23 protein-coding genes and 1 pseudogene are annotated in these 19,912 nt (G+C 49.8%); 5 read left to right on the forward strand and 19 right to left on the reverse strand.

From position 1 onward, the window contains the following. Nucleotides 1-148: 148 nt before the first annotated feature. Entirely contained in the window at nucleotides 149-1,672 is a 1,524-nt protein-coding gene (locus IPL71_RS01635; RefSeq protein ID WP_345318236.1) for an HAL/PAL/TAL family ammonia-lyase, read from the forward strand. Between the two features lie 214 nt (nucleotides 1,673-1,886). On the opposite strand, the gene IPL71_RS01640 is transcribed toward IPL71_RS01635, so the two are convergent. From IPL71_RS01640 to IPL71_RS01685, 10 genes and pseudogenes are all read right to left on the reverse strand, one after another. After that, nucleotides 1,887-2,255, reverse strand: a complete 369-nt coding sequence (locus IPL71_RS01640) for an iron chaperone (protein WP_345318238.1) — start codon at nucleotides 2,253-2,255, stop codon at nucleotides 1,887-1,889. Between the two features lie 52 nt (nucleotides 2,256-2,307). After that, nucleotides 2,308-3,518, reverse strand: a pseudogene (locus IPL71_RS01645) (TIGR03862 family flavoprotein). 85 nt (nucleotides 3,519-3,603) lie between these two features. Continuing rightward, nucleotides 3,604-3,795, reverse strand: a complete 192-nt coding sequence (locus tag IPL71_RS01650; RefSeq protein ID WP_345318240.1) for a hypothetical protein — start codon at nucleotides 3,793-3,795, stop codon at nucleotides 3,604-3,606. Further along, the gene (locus IPL71_RS01655) at nucleotides 3,776-4,660 is read right to left on the reverse strand and encodes a double zinc ribbon domain-containing protein (RefSeq protein WP_345318242.1); all 885 of its coding nucleotides are present in this window, start codon (nucleotides 4,658-4,660) and stop codon (nucleotides 3,776-3,778) included. Before IPL71_RS01655 ends, IPL71_RS01650 begins: the two co-directional genes overlap by 20 nt. 269 nt (nucleotides 4,661-4,929) lie before the next feature. Then, nucleotides 4,930-5,556, reverse strand: a complete 627-nt coding sequence (locus IPL71_RS01660) for an alpha/beta hydrolase (protein WP_345318244.1) — start codon at nucleotides 5,554-5,556, stop codon at nucleotides 4,930-4,932. Next, nucleotides 5,525-6,940 (reverse strand): alpha/beta fold hydrolase, encoded by a 1,416-nt coding sequence (locus tag IPL71_RS01665; protein WP_345318246.1) that lies wholly within the window; start codon nucleotides 6,938-6,940, stop codon nucleotides 5,525-5,527. Before IPL71_RS01665 ends, IPL71_RS01660 begins: the two co-directional genes overlap by 32 nt. 117 nt (nucleotides 6,941-7,057) lie before the next feature. After that, a complete protein-coding gene (locus IPL71_RS01670) occupies nucleotides 7,058-8,071 on the reverse strand; it encodes a histone deacetylase family protein (RefSeq protein WP_345318248.1) in 1,014 nt (337 codons plus the stop codon). Between the two features lie 89 nt (nucleotides 8,072-8,160). Then, entirely contained in the window at nucleotides 8,161-8,529 is a 369-nt protein-coding gene (locus IPL71_RS01675; protein ID WP_345318250.1) for a hypothetical protein, read from the reverse strand. Nucleotides 8,530-8,597: 68 nt separating this feature from the next. Then, nucleotides 8,598-9,050, reverse strand: coding sequence for a hypothetical protein (locus IPL71_RS01680; protein WP_345318252.1), 453 nt, complete (start codon nucleotides 9,048-9,050; stop codon nucleotides 8,598-8,600). A gap of 432 nt (nucleotides 9,051-9,482) precedes the next feature. After that, complete coding sequence (locus IPL71_RS01685; RefSeq protein ID WP_345318254.1) at nucleotides 9,483-9,950, reverse strand: NYN domain-containing protein; 468 nt, start codon at nucleotides 9,948-9,950, stop codon at nucleotides 9,483-9,485. Between the two features lie 161 nt (nucleotides 9,951-10,111). Between IPL71_RS01685 and IPL71_RS01690 the strand changes: the two genes are divergently transcribed. The 4 genes from IPL71_RS01690 to IPL71_RS01705 all read left to right on the forward strand — a co-directional run bounded on the left by IPL71_RS01690 (nucleotide 10,112) and on the right by IPL71_RS01705 (nucleotide 12,027). Beyond that, the gene (locus IPL71_RS01690; RefSeq protein ID WP_345318256.1) at nucleotides 10,112-10,315 is read left to right on the forward strand and encodes a YkvA family protein; all 204 of its coding nucleotides are present in this window, start codon (nucleotides 10,112-10,114) and stop codon (nucleotides 10,313-10,315) included. After that, nucleotides 10,308-10,475 carry a hypothetical protein gene (locus IPL71_RS01695; protein ID WP_345318258.1) on the forward strand — a complete coding sequence of 56 codons (168 nt, stop codon included), beginning with the start codon at nucleotides 10,308-10,310 and terminating at the stop codon, nucleotides 10,473-10,475. The genes IPL71_RS01690 and IPL71_RS01695 overlap by 8 nt, the downstream gene beginning before the upstream one ends. 1 nt (nucleotide 10,476) lies before the next feature. Continuing rightward, nucleotides 10,477-11,697, forward strand: coding sequence for a PQQ-dependent sugar dehydrogenase (locus tag IPL71_RS01700; RefSeq protein ID WP_345318259.1), 1,221 nt, complete (start codon nucleotides 10,477-10,479; stop codon nucleotides 11,695-11,697). Nucleotides 11,698-11,808: 111 nt separating this feature from the next. Further along, nucleotides 11,809-12,027 (forward strand): hypothetical protein, encoded by a 219-nt coding sequence (locus tag IPL71_RS01705; protein WP_345318261.1) that lies wholly within the window; start codon nucleotides 11,809-11,811, stop codon nucleotides 12,025-12,027. Between the two features lie 127 nt (nucleotides 12,028-12,154). On the opposite strand, the gene IPL71_RS01710 is transcribed toward IPL71_RS01705, so the two are convergent. The 9 genes from IPL71_RS01710 to IPL71_RS01750 form a co-directional block, all read right to left on the reverse strand. Continuing rightward, nucleotides 12,155-12,874 carry an ABC transporter ATP-binding protein gene (locus tag IPL71_RS01710; RefSeq protein ID WP_345318263.1) on the reverse strand — a complete coding sequence of 240 codons (720 nt, stop codon included), beginning with the start codon at nucleotides 12,872-12,874 and terminating at the stop codon, nucleotides 12,155-12,157. Nucleotides 12,875-12,924: 50 nt separating this feature from the next. Continuing rightward, entirely contained in the window at nucleotides 12,925-13,569 is a 645-nt protein-coding gene (locus IPL71_RS01715) for an ABC transporter permease (protein ID WP_345318265.1), read from the reverse strand. A 110-nt stretch (nucleotides 13,570-13,679) separates the two neighbouring features. Continuing rightward, nucleotides 13,680-14,987 (reverse strand): substrate-binding domain-containing protein, encoded by a 1,308-nt coding sequence (locus tag IPL71_RS01720; RefSeq protein ID WP_345318267.1) that lies wholly within the window; start codon nucleotides 14,985-14,987, stop codon nucleotides 13,680-13,682. A gap of 72 nt (nucleotides 14,988-15,059) precedes the next feature. Then, complete coding sequence (locus IPL71_RS01725; RefSeq protein WP_345318269.1) at nucleotides 15,060-15,845, reverse strand: ABC transporter permease; 786 nt, start codon at nucleotides 15,843-15,845, stop codon at nucleotides 15,060-15,062. 2 nt (nucleotides 15,846-15,847) lie between these two features. Beyond that, nucleotides 15,848-16,951 (reverse strand): tungstate ABC transporter substrate-binding protein WtpA, encoded by a 1,104-nt coding sequence (gene wtpA / locus IPL71_RS01730; protein ID WP_345318271.1) that lies wholly within the window; start codon nucleotides 16,949-16,951, stop codon nucleotides 15,848-15,850. Nucleotides 16,952-17,013: 62 nt separating this feature from the next. Continuing rightward, the gene (locus IPL71_RS01735; RefSeq protein ID WP_345318273.1) at nucleotides 17,014-17,883 is read right to left on the reverse strand and encodes a hypothetical protein; all 870 of its coding nucleotides are present in this window, start codon (nucleotides 17,881-17,883) and stop codon (nucleotides 17,014-17,016) included. A 106-nt stretch (nucleotides 17,884-17,989) separates the two neighbouring features. Continuing rightward, nucleotides 17,990-18,484 (reverse strand): molybdopterin-binding protein, encoded by a 495-nt coding sequence (locus tag IPL71_RS01740; RefSeq protein WP_345318275.1) that lies wholly within the window; start codon nucleotides 18,482-18,484, stop codon nucleotides 17,990-17,992. 97 nt (nucleotides 18,485-18,581) lie between these two features. Then, a complete protein-coding gene (locus IPL71_RS01745) occupies nucleotides 18,582-19,157 on the reverse strand; it encodes a hypothetical protein (RefSeq protein ID WP_345318277.1) in 576 nt (191 codons plus the stop codon). Continuing rightward, the gene (locus IPL71_RS01750; protein ID WP_345318279.1) at nucleotides 19,108-19,830 is read right to left on the reverse strand and encodes a hypothetical protein; all 723 of its coding nucleotides are present in this window, start codon (nucleotides 19,828-19,830) and stop codon (nucleotides 19,108-19,110) included. The genes IPL71_RS01745 and IPL71_RS01750 overlap by 50 nt, the downstream gene beginning before the upstream one ends. Between the last annotated feature and the right edge of the window lie 82 nt (nucleotides 19,831-19,912).

Below are 19,912 nucleotides of genomic sequence, written 5' to 3' on the forward strand. Positions count from 1 at the left end.
GCAAAGAAAAAACATTAAACCTTGGCGGCTTTGCGTTAAGAAACTCAGAGTAAAAAACAGTTCAGGCGGAGCCTCTTTTATTTTATAGAACAAGTCGTATAATCATTTGAGTTGAATGTTTTACAACCCACGATCAAGGAGAAAAATTATGACCATTACTCTGGACGGTTCGTCTCTGACAGTTGAAAAGCTGGTGGCAATTGCGCGATTTAATGAAAAGGTGGAACTGTCTCCCGCTGCACTGGAGCGGATCAAAATCTGCCGCGCCATGCTGGAGGATAAGCTCGCCAAAAAAGAGATCATGTACGGAACGAACACGGGTATTGGCGAATTCTCTGAGAAAATTCTCAATGACGATCAGGTAAAGGAATTTCAGAGATATTTGGTCTATAACCACGCGGCAGGTATCGGTGACCCGGCGCCGATCGAGCATGTGCGCGCGGCACTGGCGGGGCGCATTAACGTCCACGCGCATGGCAATTCAGGCTGCCGGCCCGAGATCACGTTGACGTATATTGAAATGCTGAACAAAGGGGTCACACCGGTGGTGTGTCAGAAAGGGTCGGTGGGGGCAAGCGGAGATCTGGCTCCCATGGCGCAGGCTGCGCTGCTATTATTAGGCGAAGGGGATGCTTTTTATAACGGCGAGCAGTTACCAGGTGCAGAAGCGATGCGGCGGGCTGGGATCGAAGTCCCCGGTTTGCAGGCACGGGATGGTCTGGCCGCGATCAATGGCTCCAATCTGTTGACTGCCATGTCTGCTCTGCATATTTATGATATGGAAAGATTCATTAAGCAGGCCGAGATCGCGGCGGCGATGTCGATCGAAGCCCTGCTTGGAAATTTAAAACCATACAGCACGAAACTACATGAACTGCGCGGATTCAAAGGCGCGATCACATCGGCGCAGAATATTGCAAAAATGATCGAAGGCTCAGACCTGGCAACGGGCAAAATGAAAACAAAAGTACAGGATGCGTATTCGATGCGTTCATCACCGCAAGTGATCGGTGCGGCACGCGATGCGATTGCGTATGCGCGTTCGCAGGTGGAAATTGAGTTGAATGGTGTGGGGGATAACCCGATCTTTGTGCCTGAACTAAAACTAACATTGACCGGCGCGAACTTTCAAGGCTCGCCGGTTGCCCTGCCGATGGATATGGCGGGGATCGCCATCACGATGGTTTCCGTCCTTTCTGAACGCAGGCTTAACCGTTTGACCAATCCCGCGCTTTCGCAAGGGTTGCCTGATTTTCTGGCGCATGAACCCGGCTTTTATTCAGGCTTGATGCTTTCACAATATACTGCCGATCATTTGATCGTGGAACAAAGAATTTTATCCGCGCCGGCTTCGATCCAATCCATTCCTGCTGCGGCAGATCAGGAGGACTTTGTTTCGATGGGCATGAACACCGCGTTGAAGAATGGACAAATTTTGGATAACGCCTACGGTATTCTCGGCATCGAATTCATGGCCGCCGCGCAAGCGCTGGATTTCCGCAAATTCACAGCGGGCATCGGGACGCAAAAAGCGCACGCGACCATCCGCAAGTATGTTGATCATCTCGAAGTGGATCGTCCGCTTTATAACGATCATAATAAAATGAAAGCGCTGGTAAAATCCGCCGAGATTTTGCAGGAAGTGGAAAAGACGATTGGAAGTTTGGGGTAAGGGATAAAAACCTGACTGCAAAGGAATAATTTGCAGTCAGGTTTTTCCTTTAAGAACAATAGATAATTCTCCCCATTTCTTAGCATGATTTATATATAAAACCAATTTTCATCAGATACTGATACGGGCGCAATGCAGACGGCGATAAAAGGTGTTTTTGTTCATCTCCGTTCATCCCCGTTTATCATGGTGGATGTTGCGCATGGCCTGAATTTTATTTCAGCTTTTTTATATTTTCTGCAACTCTAAACTTTACGATTTTGCCGATCAACTTCAAAGGCAGAGGCTGATCCAGCGGGAATTGCACTGAACCTTTTGCGCCTTTGTATATGGATAATTCTTTTTGAAAAGCTTCGATCCCGCTTGGCGTGGGATAAAACCCAATGTGATTTTTGAAAACTGCAAAATGCACCAGATTCCCGTTCAGAAAAAACGTGGGCATTTGATAACTGATTTTTTCCTGAGCCTGAGGAGCTGCGGCCTTAATGACCGCCCGTATTTCCTCGAGTATTTTTTGTATGTCAACAGGAAAGGCCGCAATATATTCATCGACTGAGTTGAATCCATTTTTCTGACTATCCATGAGTTCTCCTTTTTCTATTGTTGATCCTGAAAGATATTGCCTGATTTATTTTTTACAAAATTCCCAGCCATTGCATCACACCCGCGCCTGCCGCATGTCCGCTGGCAAAACATGCGGTCAGCAAATAGCCGCCGGTGGGGGCTTCCCAATCCAGCATTTCGCCTGCGCAAAAAATGCCCGGCAAATTACGCAGCATCAAATTTTTATCAAGCGTCTCAAACGTCACACCACCCGCGCTGCTGATCGCTTCATCCAGCGGACGTGTGGCCGTCAACGGGATCGGCATCTGTTTAATAAAATCAGCCAGCCTTTCTGCGTTCGCAAAATCTTCCTTTGGCATAAATTCGTGCAACAGCCCCACCTTCACGCCTTTTAATCCCACCGTTTTTTCAAGATGACTCGCCATCGAACGCGAGCCGCGCGGTTTTGATAATTGCGCAACCAGCCATTCATGCGCGCGGTCAGGCGCCATGTCTAAAAGCATCACTGCTTTGTTTTTTGTTTCAAGCGCATCGCGCATCAGCGCCGAAGCCGCGTACACCAAACTGCCCTGCACGCCATTCTTCGTCACAATGAATTCACCCTGTTGATGAAATGACTCAAACGACAACACCACCGATTTCAACGGTTGACCGTCAAACTTCTCACGAAAATGCGGACTCCATGCCACATCGAATCCGCAATTGGACGGCTTCAACGTTTCCACCTTAACCCGGCCTGATTCAGCCAATCGACCCATTCTCCGCTCGAACCGAGTCGTGCCCAACTTCCGCCGCCCAAAGCCAGCACCACCGCATCCGCGCGGATATTTTTCTGGCCCTCGGGTGTTTCAAACTTAAGTGATTGATCTGCGTTCCAGCCAAGCCACTTATACCGTAAATAAAAATTGACTCCCGCCGCATCGAGCCGCTTCAACCACGCCCGCAACAGCGGACTGGCCTTCATCTCTTTTGGAAAGACACGCCCCGATGTGCCCACAAAAGTTTCCACGCCAAGTTCGCGCGCCCACTCACGTAATTGATCGGCGCCAAATGACTTGATCATTGGCTCGATCTGCTCACGCCGATTTCCATAGCGTGCAGCAAATTGTTCAAAAGGCTCTGAGTGCGTCAGGTTTAATCCGCTTTTGCCGGCCATTAAAAATTTACGTCCCAAAGAAGGCATGGAATCATAAACATCCACTTTCACGCCGCGCTCACTTAATACTTCCGCGGCCATCAAACCCGCAGGTCCGCCGCCGATAATTGCCACTGTTTTTTCCATGAGTTCATTATAAAGAAAAACTCCCGATTGCGTCGGGAGTTTTTTCTTTTACCTTTTTTTATTCTTCATTCAATATTTCGACTGTTCATTGCTCCACGCTCACCACAACACCGAACGCATTCATCTTTAATGTCCATGTGCTTCCAGGATGAAATTGCTGGAAATCACTCTCGGAATTTGGCGCGTAGGTTTCCTGTCCATTGGGAGTGCTAAATGTGACGGTTAATGTTTCTGAGCTTGAACCCAGCCGCTGACCGTTACAGGCTTGGGCTTTCATACACAGGGTAGAGATCATTGCCGTCAAGGGTATAGGTTTGGATCGTCTTCCATTCATCCACGGTGTAATTGCAGTATTGTTCACTTTCTGTGTGACATTCCTTGACCACTTCAGCAAAGCCGTTGCCCTGATCCACTGTTTTTTCTTCGCAGACTTCCTGCTCTTCTGTGCGGCACGAAACATCGTAGGCATCTGATGGAGCGCTGCCGCGTTCGTTGGAATAATTAACAGCCTGCACTTCCTGCACCGGCACCGAGGTCTGCCACTGCACGTCGGTTACAGTCCCTTTGATCGCTTTTGAAGGCAGCACCATAAATAAAATAGCGATACAGCATACGACCAAAAACGCACCGATGCCGCCGAATAACAGCCAGTTCACTTTTTTATTTTGAGCTTTGATTGCCGGAGAGGCAGATGCCGGCGCAGAGCGCGGGGAGATCGCAGGCGATTCTGCGCGTGGCAATGGAGAGCCGCATTGTTTGCATGTGCGTTCACTGCCCGGATTTTCGGTCCCGCAATTCGTGCAGGTGACAGCTTTCGGCGCGGGAGGAGCCGCTTGTAAAATTTGTCCCGCCTGACGGGCTTTGCCTTCCTTTAATTCACCGCCGCATTGTGAGCAAGTCACCGCGTTGCCCGGGTTGCGCGTGCCGCAAAATCCGCAGTGGATGTCTGCACCGGCTTTTGCGGTTTCCACTGCTTTTGTATCTGTGACGATCTTCTCATCCGAAGCGCGTTGAAATTTTACATTGTCGGGCTGGGGAGCGCCGCAGTTTTCGCAGGTTTTTTTGGAGCCTTTATTTTTGCTGTCGCAGTTGGGGCATATCCATTCGAGTTCTACAAATCCTTTACTTTCTTTTTTCTCCATCTTTGCTCCTTGGTTAAACACGAGTGTACAACAATTTTACAATGAAATAAAGAGCGCAATTTTTTTGTAATTGAACTTTTGCAAAAGTCAATTTTTATAACTCAAAGAGCCTCCGAATTTTCTCGAAGGCTCTTTGATGAATATTAGACTTTATCGGTAATTACTCAAAACGTCCCGAAGGTTGCCATCAGGCTCTCCAATTACTCTAACCTTCGGGACAGTGCTTATATGTTATTTCCGGTAATGTCTATTAATTAAAACGCGGACGCTCATTGTGAAAGGTCGATTGTCTCGCCGCCATATTCGCCGGTGACTGAGAAAGTGCCGTCGGCTAGATTGTCGGTATAAGTCAGGCTGCCTTCCTTTGCGCCAGTGACTTGTGTCTCAAAGGTGATGATGCCGGTTTCATACTCATAGATGCCGGTTCCGGTCAGTGCAAATCCTTGCGTGTAGGCGCAGTTGTCGAATGTGTAGGCTTCTCCCGTATCGCTCGGGCCGAAAGTGAAAGTGCCGCTAAAAGGACAGGCGATGGATACATCTTCAGTGAAGGAACCGTAAAAGTATTCCGGTTCAAGTTGTATCGCACTGTCTATCGCGTAAAAAGCTTCAAGCACATTTTCATACGAGCTTATATTTTCTGCGACCAGAGGTTCATAAGCGCGGATCACATCTGTGCCCCAGTCTTCGCAGACAATTTCGCGTTCGGCTGGAAGTGTGCCTTCCAGCATGAAGTCTGAAATATAGCGATCAGGGCAGTCAAATCCAAAACCGTAAATGGAGTGACGTCCGCCTTCAACATAGAGATGATATCCATCGGCCAGATTTTCGTAAACAGCTTTGCCTTCTTCAAATGGAGTGGCCGGGTCAAGTGTAGAGTTGAGTACAAAAGTGGTCACGCCTTCCAGCAACCAGCGGTTCGGTAGTCACAACTTCTGTTGGAGAACCGGGCCAGAAAGCACAGCTTAAGCCGGTGTATACACTGCCATCCAGGCGCGGCACTGTTCCATTGGATGCCTGTCCCGCCGCGATGGTCTGCTCGATCTTTTCATCCTGTGTGCCCGAGAAGAATGAGTCATCTGTGCAAAGTACGCCCAGGAACATCGTATCGGAGAATGTGTCATCGCCAAGATATTCAAGCGTTGCAGGATCAAGCGTCAGATTTTGATAGGCGAGGCGCGCCATCGGAATCATATCTCCGCGATTGGCAGCAGCCAGTGCGCGCAGGTAGAGCATTCTTCCGCTCAATGAATATAACTGATAGGCGGCAGTGGATTCCCATTGATTGAAATTAAAGATGCGTTCCACTTTTTCACCGGAAGGCAGCGGGAATTCATACTTGATGGGAGTCTCTGAAATTTGTTTGGCCAATTTATCATAAACTGCCACGGCGTCACCGCCCATATCAGCGGCGCAGGCTTCATCTGCGTTGCAGGCTTCAAGGGCCGCGACCAAAACTTTATCGAAGGCTTTTTCCTGTGAAAGAGCACCCTCTTCACCATTCAAGGTCAGGTCGATCGTACCGTCAAGTACCAACCCTGAAAGATGTTCGGGATGCGCTGCGGCATATGTCTGCGCTACTGCGGTGCCATAGCTGACGCCGTACATCATGAATTTATCATCGCCAATAGCCGCGCGGAATGATTCAATATCTTCCGCGACCTGATCGGTGCCGAAGAATGCAAGTTTGGCGGGGTCAATGCCGATTTCGGCCACACACGCTTCCGCGTAGCTGCGGGCGCTTTCAATTGCTTCCTGTTGTTCTTCGGGTGTATCAAGACCTTCCACACCTGCTTCATCTGAGGAATTTAAATAACCCGTAAAATCAGATTTGTATGTATTCGGACAGGACAACGGGTTCGATAACCCAATTCCGCGCTGATCGAAATAGACAATGTCATAATGTTCAAGAATCGCATCAGGATACCAGCCCAATCCGCCGGAACTGATTCCTTCACCACCCGGGCCGCCCGGGAAGGCTTGCACATACATGCCGTAGCGTTCACCTGTGGCCGGAGAAACCGCGAAGACCACATCCAGAGTCTCTGTGTTCGCAGCATCAAAATGATTTAACGGAACTTGAATGGTCACGCAGGTAAAGTCTGGATTTTCTTCGCAAGCTGTGCCGCCCAACGCTTCAAGCTTTGCGGCCATGTCGCTGCCGACAGCCGCCTCAGTGGCAGGTGTAACAGGCGCTTCCTCTGCGGGTGTTTGCGGCATCAATGTGTTGCAGGCCAGGATGAATACCCCAATCGCTGCGATTAATAAGATTTTTTTTCTCATAAATTTCTCCTTTTTATTTAAATGAAGTTTACATCAAAACAGATTTTATCCCGTCTCCTGATGTTCCTATTCCATCAGCGCCGGAATATTTAAGTTTTTTATGTAGATCAGGGGATGCTAATTGATTTGATGCCACGCGCAGATTTCAGCAATACGCGACTCGTGATCCGGTTCGGGATGTGGAGATGGATCATGCGCATCTCTCTGTAACGGAGAGTTGGTCAATGCGTCGAAGACAGCCATTGCCCCGTTGGCGACGTTGTGCGGGTCATAGCCGCCTTCCAGTACAAAGACGATCTTGCTGTTGCAGTATTCTTCAGCGAGATCAACCAGTTTTTTTGAAATATTGTAATAGCCCTGCGTGGAGAGTCCCAACGATGTGAGCGGATCATTCCAATGCGCGTCGAAACCAGCCGAGATCAATAGCATCTGCGGGCGGAATGATTCCACAATGGGCTTGAAGATTTCGTCTGCAACGCGCGCAAACACTCTGTCGCCTGCAAACGAATGTAAGGGCACATTGACCAGCCGTCCCTTAGCGTGAGGCGCGTCATTAATCCAGCCTGTGCCCGGATAAATTCCCCATTGATGCGTCGAGATGAATCCAAACCGTTTATCATTTAAACATGCCGCTTGTGTGCCGTTGCCGTGATGCGCGTCGTAGTCAATGACCATTACGCGCTCCAATCCGCTGGCGAGTGCTTCCTGTGCGGCGATGGCGATATTATTAAAGATGCAAAATCCCATGGCATGATCCGGCTCGGCGTGATGCCCGGGCGGGCGGACAATGGCAAAGGCGTTTTGCGCATCACCTTGAAGCACAGCCTGTGTGCAGGCGATCACGCCGCCAGCCGCCAGCAGGGCATCCTGGTATGAGGTCTGCGTGATATACGTGGGCGCGTGGTCAATAATGCCTGGTCCCTGCTGACATACTTTTTCAATCGCCTGGATTAATTGCGGCAAATGCACACGCGCAATTTGATCGGGCGTCGCAGGCGCGGCGTTGATCTGCTCCACAGTTGCGGGGAGTGAATTTAAGAGTGGTTCCAGCACATCCAATCTTCCGGGTCTTTCAGGATGATCTGGAAATTCATGGCTGCGTGATGGGACGAAGGTAGATACGGTTTTCATATTGCAATTAGTTTACCCGAATTCACGCGTGTTAATAATTTCCCAATGTAAGTTGATTCCAAATATAGCGCGCGAAATTCTGCCAATAATCAATTTGATTTATTTCGCTTGGCGGTAATGCCAGAGGAGACATGAGGTTGGGCATCAAACCCGGCAGGTAAAAATGGAATTGGTAGGTTGGAAGGCGCGATCGAGCTGATCAAAGATGAATATGGAATCGTCCACGAATATTGGTTGCCGCTGTTGACACCATCCACTTCAATGAAAGGCACAGTGATGACAATGTTTGTGTTGTATTTGGGGTCAAGCACCCACTTGCATTGACCTCCTGACAGCATGGCGAATGGGTAGGCAAGATATCCAAAAACCGGTTCGGCTGAAGTGTCAATGAGCTGCTCCAGATTGTGGTCGTCATGGCTGTGTAAAACTATTAAGTTTTCAGCGTTATTCAAGGTCATATTGTTTATTGGAATTTTTATCGTATGGCGCGTTGGAGTTATATTGTTGTTGCTTGTCGTTGTTATTGTCAGCAGGAATAATAGTTCATCACGCTGCGGCAACAATTAAGCATGTTTTGAAGATGAGTTTGAAAATCAGAGGTGATAAAGCGATCTCTGAGAACGTCGCTAAGAAACACGGCTTGAAGTAATTTAGGGCTGATAAAGGTAAGCGTGATCCTCGTCTTGTTTTGGTCACTTAGCATGATCGTCTCGGTATCTGACCAGCGTTTTGTCTCATCCAGTAGATATTGAAAAGCAGCGTAACGAGCGCCTAGAATTTGTTGGTCATTGAATTGTATGGGGGCAGGGATAGCGGGCGGTATGGGAGTGGGAATGGTCGGAAATGCCATTTCAAAAATAGCGCCTGCCAATGAGTCTGGCAGTACTCTGTAAATATTCACATTGGGTGATTGAGGTGTGCAATAACAGGTGGTTGGGGTTTCTGGTGAAGGTGTCCCACATCCAGAAAGCCCGATCATAATACAAAATATCAGAAAACTAATTAATGCAAATACTAAAGATTTGTGTGGTGTGAACGAAAAGCCCCTTATCATTATTCCACCTTCTCAAAGATTTTAATGCCTAACTTGCCGAAAATCCGATTTTAAAAAAATGAGTTTTCAGAGTGGGAGTAAATAATTTCTTGATCTTTTAGATTGTACAACTAATGGATTGAAAAAATTATGTGACTTGGTTTCAAAATGGATTTTTAGGTGACATGTTTTCGATGGCGTCTTGTACTATATAAAAGGGTCCCGCCGCTTGTCAGCATGGGGGGGACATGCAAATCAAGCGGCGGGGGACACCTAATACCAATAAAGGGGAGGGCAGGTGTCAATGACTAGAATATACACCTGAATAGTCCAAATAACATTAAAAAAAGATTAGAATGTGGAGTGAGTTTATCCTAATTAGTCCCCTTTATCACGAAAGAGTTTTAGCCATTCGTCCACTTCAGCAGATGAAAGTTTTTTATCATCTGTATTTGCTTTTGGCGCAGAGTTGCGCGCTTCTCTTAAAAACTTTACAAACTCTTCTGCTGAAATATATTGGGCATGCACTACGCGGGCCGAGCTTTGTACTTCCCTGTCTGAAGATACCACGATCCAATTTCGGGCATCCTTTTCCATCCGGTTCAACCGCGCGCGAATGGCGCTATCTGCGGTTTGGCCGAGCTTCACAAAATGCGCGCGAACGGTCCCCAGACTGCGGCTTCCAGCCTGACCGATGGGTGCGCCATCGAAATATACTTCCACTTGCTGGCGTTTGACGCGCGCAAATTCCTGCAGGATGGCAACCAGCTCCATTTCGTCATCGGGCGAATCGAGTCGCAATCCCACCTTGGGAATTAAGTTATGTCCATCGATCAAATAGGGCATGAAATGATTTTACCCCCATCAGGAGAGAAACAGATTTTTTCGAGCCTTGGTTTGGATGAATTGATGCTGCATAATATTACTTGCATCAAAAGCCACTCAAATACGTAGATAAAGAGCAAATCATAAATCGAATATAATATGTTTATTCAAAGGAGATTCAAATGGATCAAAAGAAACCTTCCAATCTTATGGTATCCCAGCAGGGCGGCGTTGTCCGCAATGTGCTTAATCAACTTAAATTGATCTTTCGTCTGATGGGCGATAAACGGGTCAATGTTTTTGCAAAGATCGTGCCTGTTGGTGCTTTGCTTTATCTATTCTCTCCAGATCCGATCATGTTCCCTATTATGTGGCGTTGTGGATGATGCCGCATTATTATGGCTTGGCTCGTACGTCTTTACCGAACTTTGTCCGCCCGCTGTTGTTGCCGAACACATGAAGGAACTCGCCGGCAACATGGAAGTCTCTGCGCAGGATGAAGTTGTAGACGCGGAAGCCACCGACGTCAGCGACAAACCCTCCTAACATGAAGCGACTTTTAATTTTATTGACTCTGCCAATTCTCGCCTGTGGAGGATTGGCAGAGTCCGTTTCTCCGACGATCACGCCTCTCGCTTCGCGCCCGCCGACAATGGCTGCGGCCACCCAAACAGAATCGCAGTCCACGCCGGCTACAGAGAATCCCATTATCAATGCCGGTGCTTTTCCCGATGCGAATTCCTATGAATGGAAACTCATCGCCAGCGGACTTGAACGTCCCGTGGATATTCAATCTGCCAATGACGGTTCAGGCAGATTGTTCATCATTGAAAAATACGGCGTCATTCGCATTTACGAAAACGGCCAAATACTAGATGAGCCCTTCCTTGACATTACAGATCGTGTGGATGAAAGCGGCAACGAAATGGGACTGCTCGGTCTGGCCTTTGATCCCGCGTATGAGAAAAACGGATTCTTCTACGTCAACTATACAGGTGACGGCGGAAATACCCGTATCTCCCGCTTTCAAGCCAGCGGAAATTTTTCCGAGAGCGGCAGCGAAAAAGTTTTATTGGTCATTGAGCAGCCTTATCCCAACCATAACGGCGGTGGGCTTGATTTCGGCCCTGATGGATATCTTTATGCCGGCATGGGTGATGGCGGCCTGGCGGGTGATCCGCACAAGAACGGACAGGACACAACTGTCCTGCTCGGGAAAATTTTACGCATGGACGTTAGTAGCAGCGACACATACAAGATCCCATCTGATAATCCTTTCGGCAATGAAATCTGGGCCTATGGACTTCGCAACCCATGGCGCAACTCCTTTGACAAAGTCACCGGTGACCTGTGGATCGGCGATGTGGGACAGGGTGACTGGGAGGAAGTTGATTACCTTCCTGTTGGATCACCCAGCGGTGCAAATTTTGGCTGGTCTATTATGGAAGGCAACCACGGTTATGATGACGAACCTCAACCCGGTTTGCTTCTTCCCGTGGCCGAGTATAGCCACGCTGATACCTATGGCGGATGTTCTGTCACAGGCGGATATGTCTATCGTGGAACCATGCCGGAATGGAATGGTATCTACCTCTACGGCGATTATTGCACCGGATACATCTGGGGATTGTTTTTCTCAAATGGCGGTTGGCAAAATCAATTGCTGTTTGAAACAGGCGGAACCATTACCACCTTCGGCCAGGATGAATCAGGCGAACTTTATTTTGCAAGCGACACTGGAAACATTTATCAATTTATAAAAAAATAAAGATATATCACATCCTATATAGGCACTTTGTCATAAGAGATTGTGACGCCTGTCACTGGCAGGAGAGATGATTTGGTCTTAAACTTGCTTCATTATAGTTAGGAGGCAGATATGACAGAAAAGATTTGGAAAGTTGAAAAAACCAAATACTGTGAACACGTCGGGCACGAAGTTGAGATCGAAAACGAAGTCGTGTACCCTGCTGAAAATCTGCCTGACCAGCCGCCAAGAATTGTTGCGCATCGCTGCTCCAACGCTTTGGAATGCAACATGCTTGAAAAAGCAGCCTGCGCTTTGTGCGGCACAAACCCTGACCTTGACCCCGTGTAATTGAGCGACCGAAAGTTGCTCTTCCAAACTCTCTCCTCCCTCTGAGTTGGTCTTTTGGCTACACCGCGTATAACGCGGTGTATGCCGTTAAAAAGGGAACGCGGACTTTTTAGTCCGCGCTCCCTTTTTAAAACTCCCTCAAAAAACCCTTCAGACTTAGGTCAACCGGATTTCCTTTAATTTGCATTGGCGTTCCCACTTGTTTTAATTCGCCATTGATAATGACCGCCACACGGCTGCCGACCTGCGCAGCCTCTTTTAAATTATGTGTGACAAAGATTGTCGTGCGATCTTCCTGCGATAACAAAGTAGAGAGATCGTTCAGCAATTGTGCGCGGGTCGGGGGATCGACAGCCGAGAATGGTTCATCCATCAAAAGCAATTCGGGATCGAGAACAAAAGCCCGCGCCAGGCTGACTCTCTGCGCTTCACCCCCTGAAAGTTGACCTGCCCGCCGTCCGAGCAGTGACTCTACGCCCATAGCCTTACTCCACCTATCGACCCGTATGCGAGTCTCTTCCTTGTCTGTACCGCGAAACTTTAACCCAAGTGCGATGTTTTTTTCAACGGTCATATCCATTAACAGCGGGTCTTGAAAAACGAACGATATTCTCCGGCGATATTCAAGATCATTCATCTGCGAAATGGGACTGCCATTAAATATCATTTGTCCGCGCGCTGGTTTGATGAGACGTGCCAGCGCCAACAGCAGTGTGCTCTTCCCTGCGCCATTCGGCCCGACAATCGCAAGAGTCTCGCCGCGTTGGATTTCCAGTGATGCAATTTTTAACGCATCACGTCCATTGCGCTGAATGAGAAGATCGTTGATTTCAATAATATTTTTCATAATCTCTTCTTTTCTCTTTCTTCTTTCAAGTTGAGGAAAGAGGGGAAGTACTATCGCCTACTGCCTTTTTGCTGGATCAAGGTCAGCGCGAGATTGATGAGATAAGTGAGAATCAGTAATAATGCCGAAAGCGCCAGCGCCTTTTCAAATTCTCCCTTGGAAGTTTCCAACACAATGGCCGTAGTCAACACCCGCGTTTGACCTTTAATATTTCCGCCGACCATCATTGATGCGCCAACCTCAGAGATGACCGAGCCAAAGCCGGCCATCAAGGCCGCCAATAGAGGCAGTCGCGCTTCACGCCATAACATCCAGATCATTTGCAGTTGTGAAGCTCCAAGCCCGAGGAGTTGTTGTCGCAGCCGTGGATCAAGTGCTTCAAGTGCGGCGGCTGTTAATCCCATGACTACCGGTGCAGAGATGACCGTCTGCGCGATGATGATCGCCACTGGAGTGTAGATCAGTCTTAATCCACCCAACGGACCGCTGCGCCACAAAGTCATCGCTACAACGAGTCCCACAACTACAGGCGGTAGTGCCATGCCCGTGTTGACAATACTTAATAGAAATGACCGTCCGCGAAAATTGCCCAGCGCCAGCCATGTGCCAAAAGGCAAACCGATCAACAGGCTGATCAGAGTTGCAAAGGTTGAAACTTGTAATGAGAGAAGGGTGATTTCAAAAATATCAGACATGAGGTGAAAGTATACAGGAAAATAAGTGTGCAGGAAGATAGGTAAATAAAGTAGACACGTAAACATTTTTTACCTGTTTACGTGTCTACTTTGTTACGGATTTACATACTTTATAAGCCTAGATCAGCATCTGTCTTGTCGGCATCGGGGTAGAAAAGTGGTTGACCGAATTCTTCCAGACCGAATTCACCAATGACGGCTTGTGTTTCGGGGTCGATCATGAAGTTGGCGAAGGCGAGAGCGCCTTCGTAATTGGCGGCAGTCCACTTCTCTGCGTTGACGGTGATGACGTGATACACATTCAATAGCTTATTATCACCTTCGACGAGGATCTCAAGCTGATAGTTATCCTTGTTGGCGAGGTAGGTGGCGCGGTCGGTGAGGATGTAGGCTCCCTTTTCGGAGGCTACGGTCATGGAAGCGCCCATGCCCTGACCAGTTTCAACGTACCATTCTTTCCCTGCGGGATCGAGCTCGGCAGATTTCCACAGCGCGAGTTCTTTCTTATGCGTGCCAGAGTCATCGCCGCGCGTGATGAATTGTGCGCCTGCATTGAAAATGGCAGTGAAGGCTTCCTTGGCGGAGGTCATGCCTTTGATCCCAGCGGGGTCGGCAGCAGGACCAACGATGATGAAGTCATTGTGCATGACGAGGAAGCGGTCTGTACCAAAGCCGCCTTCCATGAAGGTCACTTCGGAGGCGGGGGCATGGACGAGCAATACATCGGCATTGCCTTCTTCACCCATCTTCATCGCTTCACCAGAGCCGACGGCTACGGTCTGCACAGTGTAACCAGTCTTCTCTTCGAACATGGGGACGAGCACATCCAGCAAGCCAGAGTCCTGTGTGGAGGTGGTGGTGGCGAGAATGAGAGTCGGGTTGGCGGGAGGTTCAACTGCTGCGGCTGTGCCAGCGACGACCTGAATTTCAACCACACCCTTGACCTGCAACTTACCTTCCTGACCAGGCAGAACAGTGCTGAAGCCGCCCTTGTCGCGGAAGGAAACGATGCAGTCAGCGCAGGCGGTTAGATCTGCGAGGGCGATCTCGGCGGTGAAGCCATCGTCTGCGACGAAGACCACGAGGTTGGCATCTGCATTGGGTTGAGCGAGAGCCAACAGATCGGAGAACAGCACGCCTGTGTAGGTGGCTTTTTCGCCGTTCTTGTTGGTGGATTCCACGCTGATGGCGTCCATGGCTTTGACTTCATCTTCCGTCCAAGCCTGTTCGCTGGCGACACTGCCAGTGACTTTGAGAGCAACTTCAGCCGCAGGGGCTTCGGTAGCGGCGGCGGGTGCTTCAGTGGCGGCAACTGCTTCCGTAGCAGGAGCCTCTGTGGGGGCGGGTGATCCGCAGGCAGATAATGCCAGAGACAGGATCAGACCCATTAACAAGATAAATTTAATCGTTCGGGACATGTTTCAATTCTCCTTCTGAAATAAAAAGTTTTTGCCACCCGCTTGAAAACAATAAGCGGGAAAAAGCCAAAGTTAGTCGGTGCTCTCTTTTGGGAGAGACAATTGCAAAAACACGAACGCCGCCAGCGCGATGAGGATCAGCAAAGCGGCCACAGGTTGGGCGGCCACAAGGCCGAACCCTTGGAAGCGTTCGAAGACCAGCACGGGCACGATCTTCGGGTGATAGGCCAGAATGACGACCGCGCCGAATTCGCTGATGCCGCGCGCCCACATCATCAACGCGCCTGCCAGCACGCCGCGCCACGCCTGCGGAAGCGAGACGTACCAAAACGCCTGCCACGGAGATGCGCCATCGATCAGGGCAACGCGCTCCAGTTCTTCATCCACGAGCGCAAAGGACTCGCGGCTGAGGTTGACCAGAAACGGCAGGCTGACGAATAACATGCCAACCACGATGCCGTAGAAATTGTCGGTGAAGGTTATGCCAAGCGGCGTAAGCCATTGACCCAGCAAACCGCGCCTGCCAAAGACGAGCAGAAGCGCAACCCCCGCCGCCGTATGTGGAATGACGATGGGCAAATTGACCAATGCTTCCAGCAAACGCTTGCCGCGAAATTTTCTACGTGCCAGCAAAAACGCCAACGGCACGCCCGTGAAGATTGCGAGCACTGTTGCAACTGCCGCCGCGCTGAATGTGATGACGATGGAGTTCAGCACTTCCTCATCTATGAGCGCGAGCCACAGAGTTTGCGGCGTGGTGCCGAGCAGGATGCTCATCAACGGCAGAACGATGAAGAGCAAGAGCAGCCCGCCCAGCAAGGAAAAAACGATGTTAAAGAACAGGTTCCTTTTTCTCAAAGCTATTCCAATGGAACCGTGAGCGCTTGCAAAATGGATGGCAGATTTTCGTAGCCATCCGCGATGAATGTCTCGAACATCGGATGATGATCGGCTTCCATCAGGCTGCGTCCTTCATCGCTCAACAGAAAGGCGATGAACTGTGCGGCTTCCTCCGTGTGCAGTGCGCTCGCGGGAACCGTGACTCCGTAGCCGATGCGTTCTCCGCGAAACTGCGGAGCGAGCGAGGCGAAGCGTTGAAAATCAAGATTCACCTGAACTTGTTTGTAAAGTTCTTCATACTCCTGCTCGCCCAAATTCACTTCAGCGGGCAGGCTCAGCATCTTCAAGCCATGTTGTTGGATGACGCTTTCATATTCAAAGGCGTAATCCAGATCGCCCGACTCGAGCAGCGCGATCAACTGCACACTCGCGCCGCGGATGACAATATGCGAATCGGATTTCGTTTCCAAAATTTCTGGCACGGTGATGGTCGTGAGTTCATCGCCGCGAAAGATCGTGACAGGAAACGAAAATTGCTTGTCAAACATCGGGCCGAACAGCCCGTAGTTTTTATTTGAAATTTCAGACAGCGCGAACGCCATCAAGGCACGATAGCCGGAAGCATCAAAACGCGGGTCGGCGAGCCCGATCTTCACATCAGGACGGCTGATGATCTCCGTCCAGTTTTGCGCGTTGATCTCATCCGCATATTTGCTTTCAGCGTTGTATGCAAGCGCAAGGTGATTGCTCGCAAAACGGATATGCCAATCGGCGTACGGCTCGCCCGTCTCTGGCACCTTGCTCGCATACATCAGCATCGGGATCAGCGCCGCGTCCGCCGTCACGACCACATCGATCGGCTCGTGCAACTCCGTCGCGTGGCGGATGACCTGAATGCTGCCGTGATACTCTGCCTGCACATCGATGTTCGGATATTTCGCTTCGAAGGCTTTTTCGATATTCCCGAACGGGATGATCAAACTTCCCGCAGCGAATACCGATAAAGGAGTCTTCTCCGTTGATGATGCCGCTTCGTTCCCCGCCCCAACCTGCGGACTGTTACAAGAGCCGAGTCCCAGCCCAAGCAGGGATAAAACCAGAAGAATTGCAAAAGTTTTTCGCATTGAAAATAACCGTAGTTGCGACTTCAGTCGTGCGACTAAAGTCGCAACTACACAATTTATTTTTATTTCACTTCGATCTTGATCACGTCCTTGGCCCACGCACTGCTGGGAAGGTTTGGCATGACCATCTTGAATTTCTCCAGGGTGTTGGTGAAACCAAGCAGACATTGCGTGCAGGCGCGTACTTCTTCAAGGCTTACTTCGGATGTGTACCCATCCGCGGCGATGAAGACCAAAGTGGTTGCACCGTCTTTCACACCAGCCAAGTCAAGCAGGACATTCAGAGAAACGCCTTCGTAATCCTCCTTGCCCTTCTTGGGATGTTCAGCGGTGATCTTCAGAACTTCCATTTCACGCAGGGCAGCTTCATTCAAAAGCAGTTCCTGATTTACGGAGCCAAACACTGTCAGCGTGGCATCTGCTTCAGAGACAGTGGCAGCCGCGGGTTCGGGCGAGGCGGCCGCAGGCACATCCGCAAGAGGCTCAAGGCCTACATGAATCTCCGCGATCATGCCGACCATTTCTTTTTTCTCAAGGTCAGAACCAACCAGCCGGAGGGGGAAGAATTCATCGGGCAGCGGATTTTCGTTGACCTTGTACGCCACGAGAATGTTGTCGTTGCGGTTGATACGCGCCGCATCAAATGTGACGGTGTATCCATCGCTCGCGATCACGTCCACGCTGTAACCTGCTTCGGCAAGCGCATCGTTGAACGCGGGGCCTTCGTGCTCGATCTCATCGTCCACCGAACCGACGAATAACCACAACGGCACGCCCACCCATTCCTGCGCTTTGTCATCCGTCCATGCAGAGCCGTGGCATTGCGGCGCACCACAGGATTCAACACTAACTCGGTCGGTATCTTCGGAGAGAGCGCCAACCAAATGCAACGCCCATTCCGCGCCGAGGCTTTTCACTTCCAGCTTGTTCACCCATTTCACCGACCAATGTCCATCGGTAACCTGGTTCAACTCCGCGCTGACAATTGCCAGCCGCAGTGCGCCATCCTGTTTGGCGTCAAATGGCTTGTCATCCGCTTCATAGGCGAGTATGGCGGTGAGCTCGACAGGATTTTTTTAGTTCTTCACCCGTTGCGGGATCGTATGCAATGAACGATCCGTTTTGCAGTTGATCAAATGAATAGGTGATGCTGTATCCATCTTCCGCAACCACATTGAAACCAGTGGTCTCATCCATCCCGCCGATGAACTCAGCGAGGTCTTTCAACGCCACACCTTTGAACATAACTGGCGGCGTGATCTTGCCAGTACTGCTCTTCAGTCCTGCGTATCCCTCTGTCGCAGGCATTGCTTTTAGATCATCCATTGTCAAGAACTTTGTTTCATCCAACCCGACGATTTCCAAAATAGGTGCAGCGACTTCGGTTGGAGCTTCTGTTGCCACAACCGGCGCCTCCGTCACTTCTGCCACAGGTGATGGTTCCACCTCGGCTCCCCCCGAGCAGGCGGCAAATGTAAATGCCAGCGCGATCAAAAGCGCGCCGCTCAGGATCAAACGTAGATACAGTTTCATAAAATTCTCCTTATGTTTACGCGGGCGTACGTGCTCCCGTTATTTTCGATGCTATGGAGAGGATTGGTTACTGCTTCAACGATCTATCCGTTTTGAATCACTTATCGTTTTTGTGAGATATGCGGCGAATGCCAAGCACAACGAGTGCGCCGAGCAATCCACCGATCATCCCAAAGAGAAGGTGGCTGGTAAATGGATACACCACGCCAAAGCGGAACGAGCCGATCGGCCAGCCGGTAATTAGATTCACGGTGAGTTGACCGATCGGTTTTGTCATGTGCGCGAAACCACCGAGCAAGACCATGAACCAGAGTTTGTTTGCGTAACGCGGCAGATAACGGAATGCCAGATCCATCACGGGGCCGGGCAAAAGGTAGTACATCCATGTGAATGGATTATCGCCATGCAGCATGGGCAGCGTGGATGCAAATGATGCACCGATGCTGGTGAGTGTGCCTGCGCCGCGAAAGCGCGATGATGCACGGCCCAGAATCATGATCGCCATCCATTCGATGCCGTGGTGACCGGGCAGGCCGGGAGACGTATCTAATGCGCGGTGCAATACAACCGCCATTACGCCGCCGCCGATCAACAGCAGCGCTTCAATCCACGAAAGCGACCACTCAGTTGGAAAGCTGTTTAATTTGTTCTTTAGAGATGATGTTCCATTCATGCTTATTCTCCTCTACATATAATGTTGCCTTACCGTCGCGCAGGACGGGCCGAATCCATTCACCAACATCCACGATCGCTTTTGAATCCAATTCCAGATTTTTCAAAGTGCAGATACGATCTATGTGACCCAGGCTGCAAATTTCATGGGCTGGATATTTACCTTTCAATTCACGCAAACCAGGCAGCCACAGGAATCGGCCGTCATTGCCGGCGCGATGTAATCCAATAGCGGACACGGCGCCGATGATTCCGCCGTGGGTGCCCGTCAGCCCCTCGCATCTTATCTGTGACTGTGAAGCTGTTTGCTGTGCCTCAGGCATGGTCAGCACTTCGAGTTTTGCCCGCTTCGCGAAGGACAGCACGCTTTCATTGATAGAGTCCCATTGAGCCAGAGTCAAACCGGCATCAGAGCCGAGGGCGCTTTCACGCAGAAGAAATTCGCGCGCGGCTTCCCAAACATCATTCGCGTTTTCTGTTTCAACTGATAAGCAAGCCGAACTGTTGTGAGATGTATAGGGGATTTGCGGGTCCACCAATAATTGATGGCGGGTGATTCCCAATGGCGCAGCCAGTTTATTTTCGGCAAGCCAATCAGCGAGCTGACGGACACGATGACCTGTGCCGCGAGATTCGAGATTATCAGTGTCGTCAATTCCAAGTAGGTAATGCATTGATTTGCCTTTTCAAAAAAACAGGATTCAAATAAGTTTTTACTTAACTGATAATTCAAAATAAAAAAGCACGCGCTGGAAA

Origin of the sequence: Candidatus Villigracilis proximus, assembly GCF_016717045.1 — a bacterium.
Classification (GTDB): domain Bacteria; phylum Chloroflexota; class Anaerolineae; order Anaerolineales; family Villigracilaceae; genus Villigracilis; species Villigracilis proximus.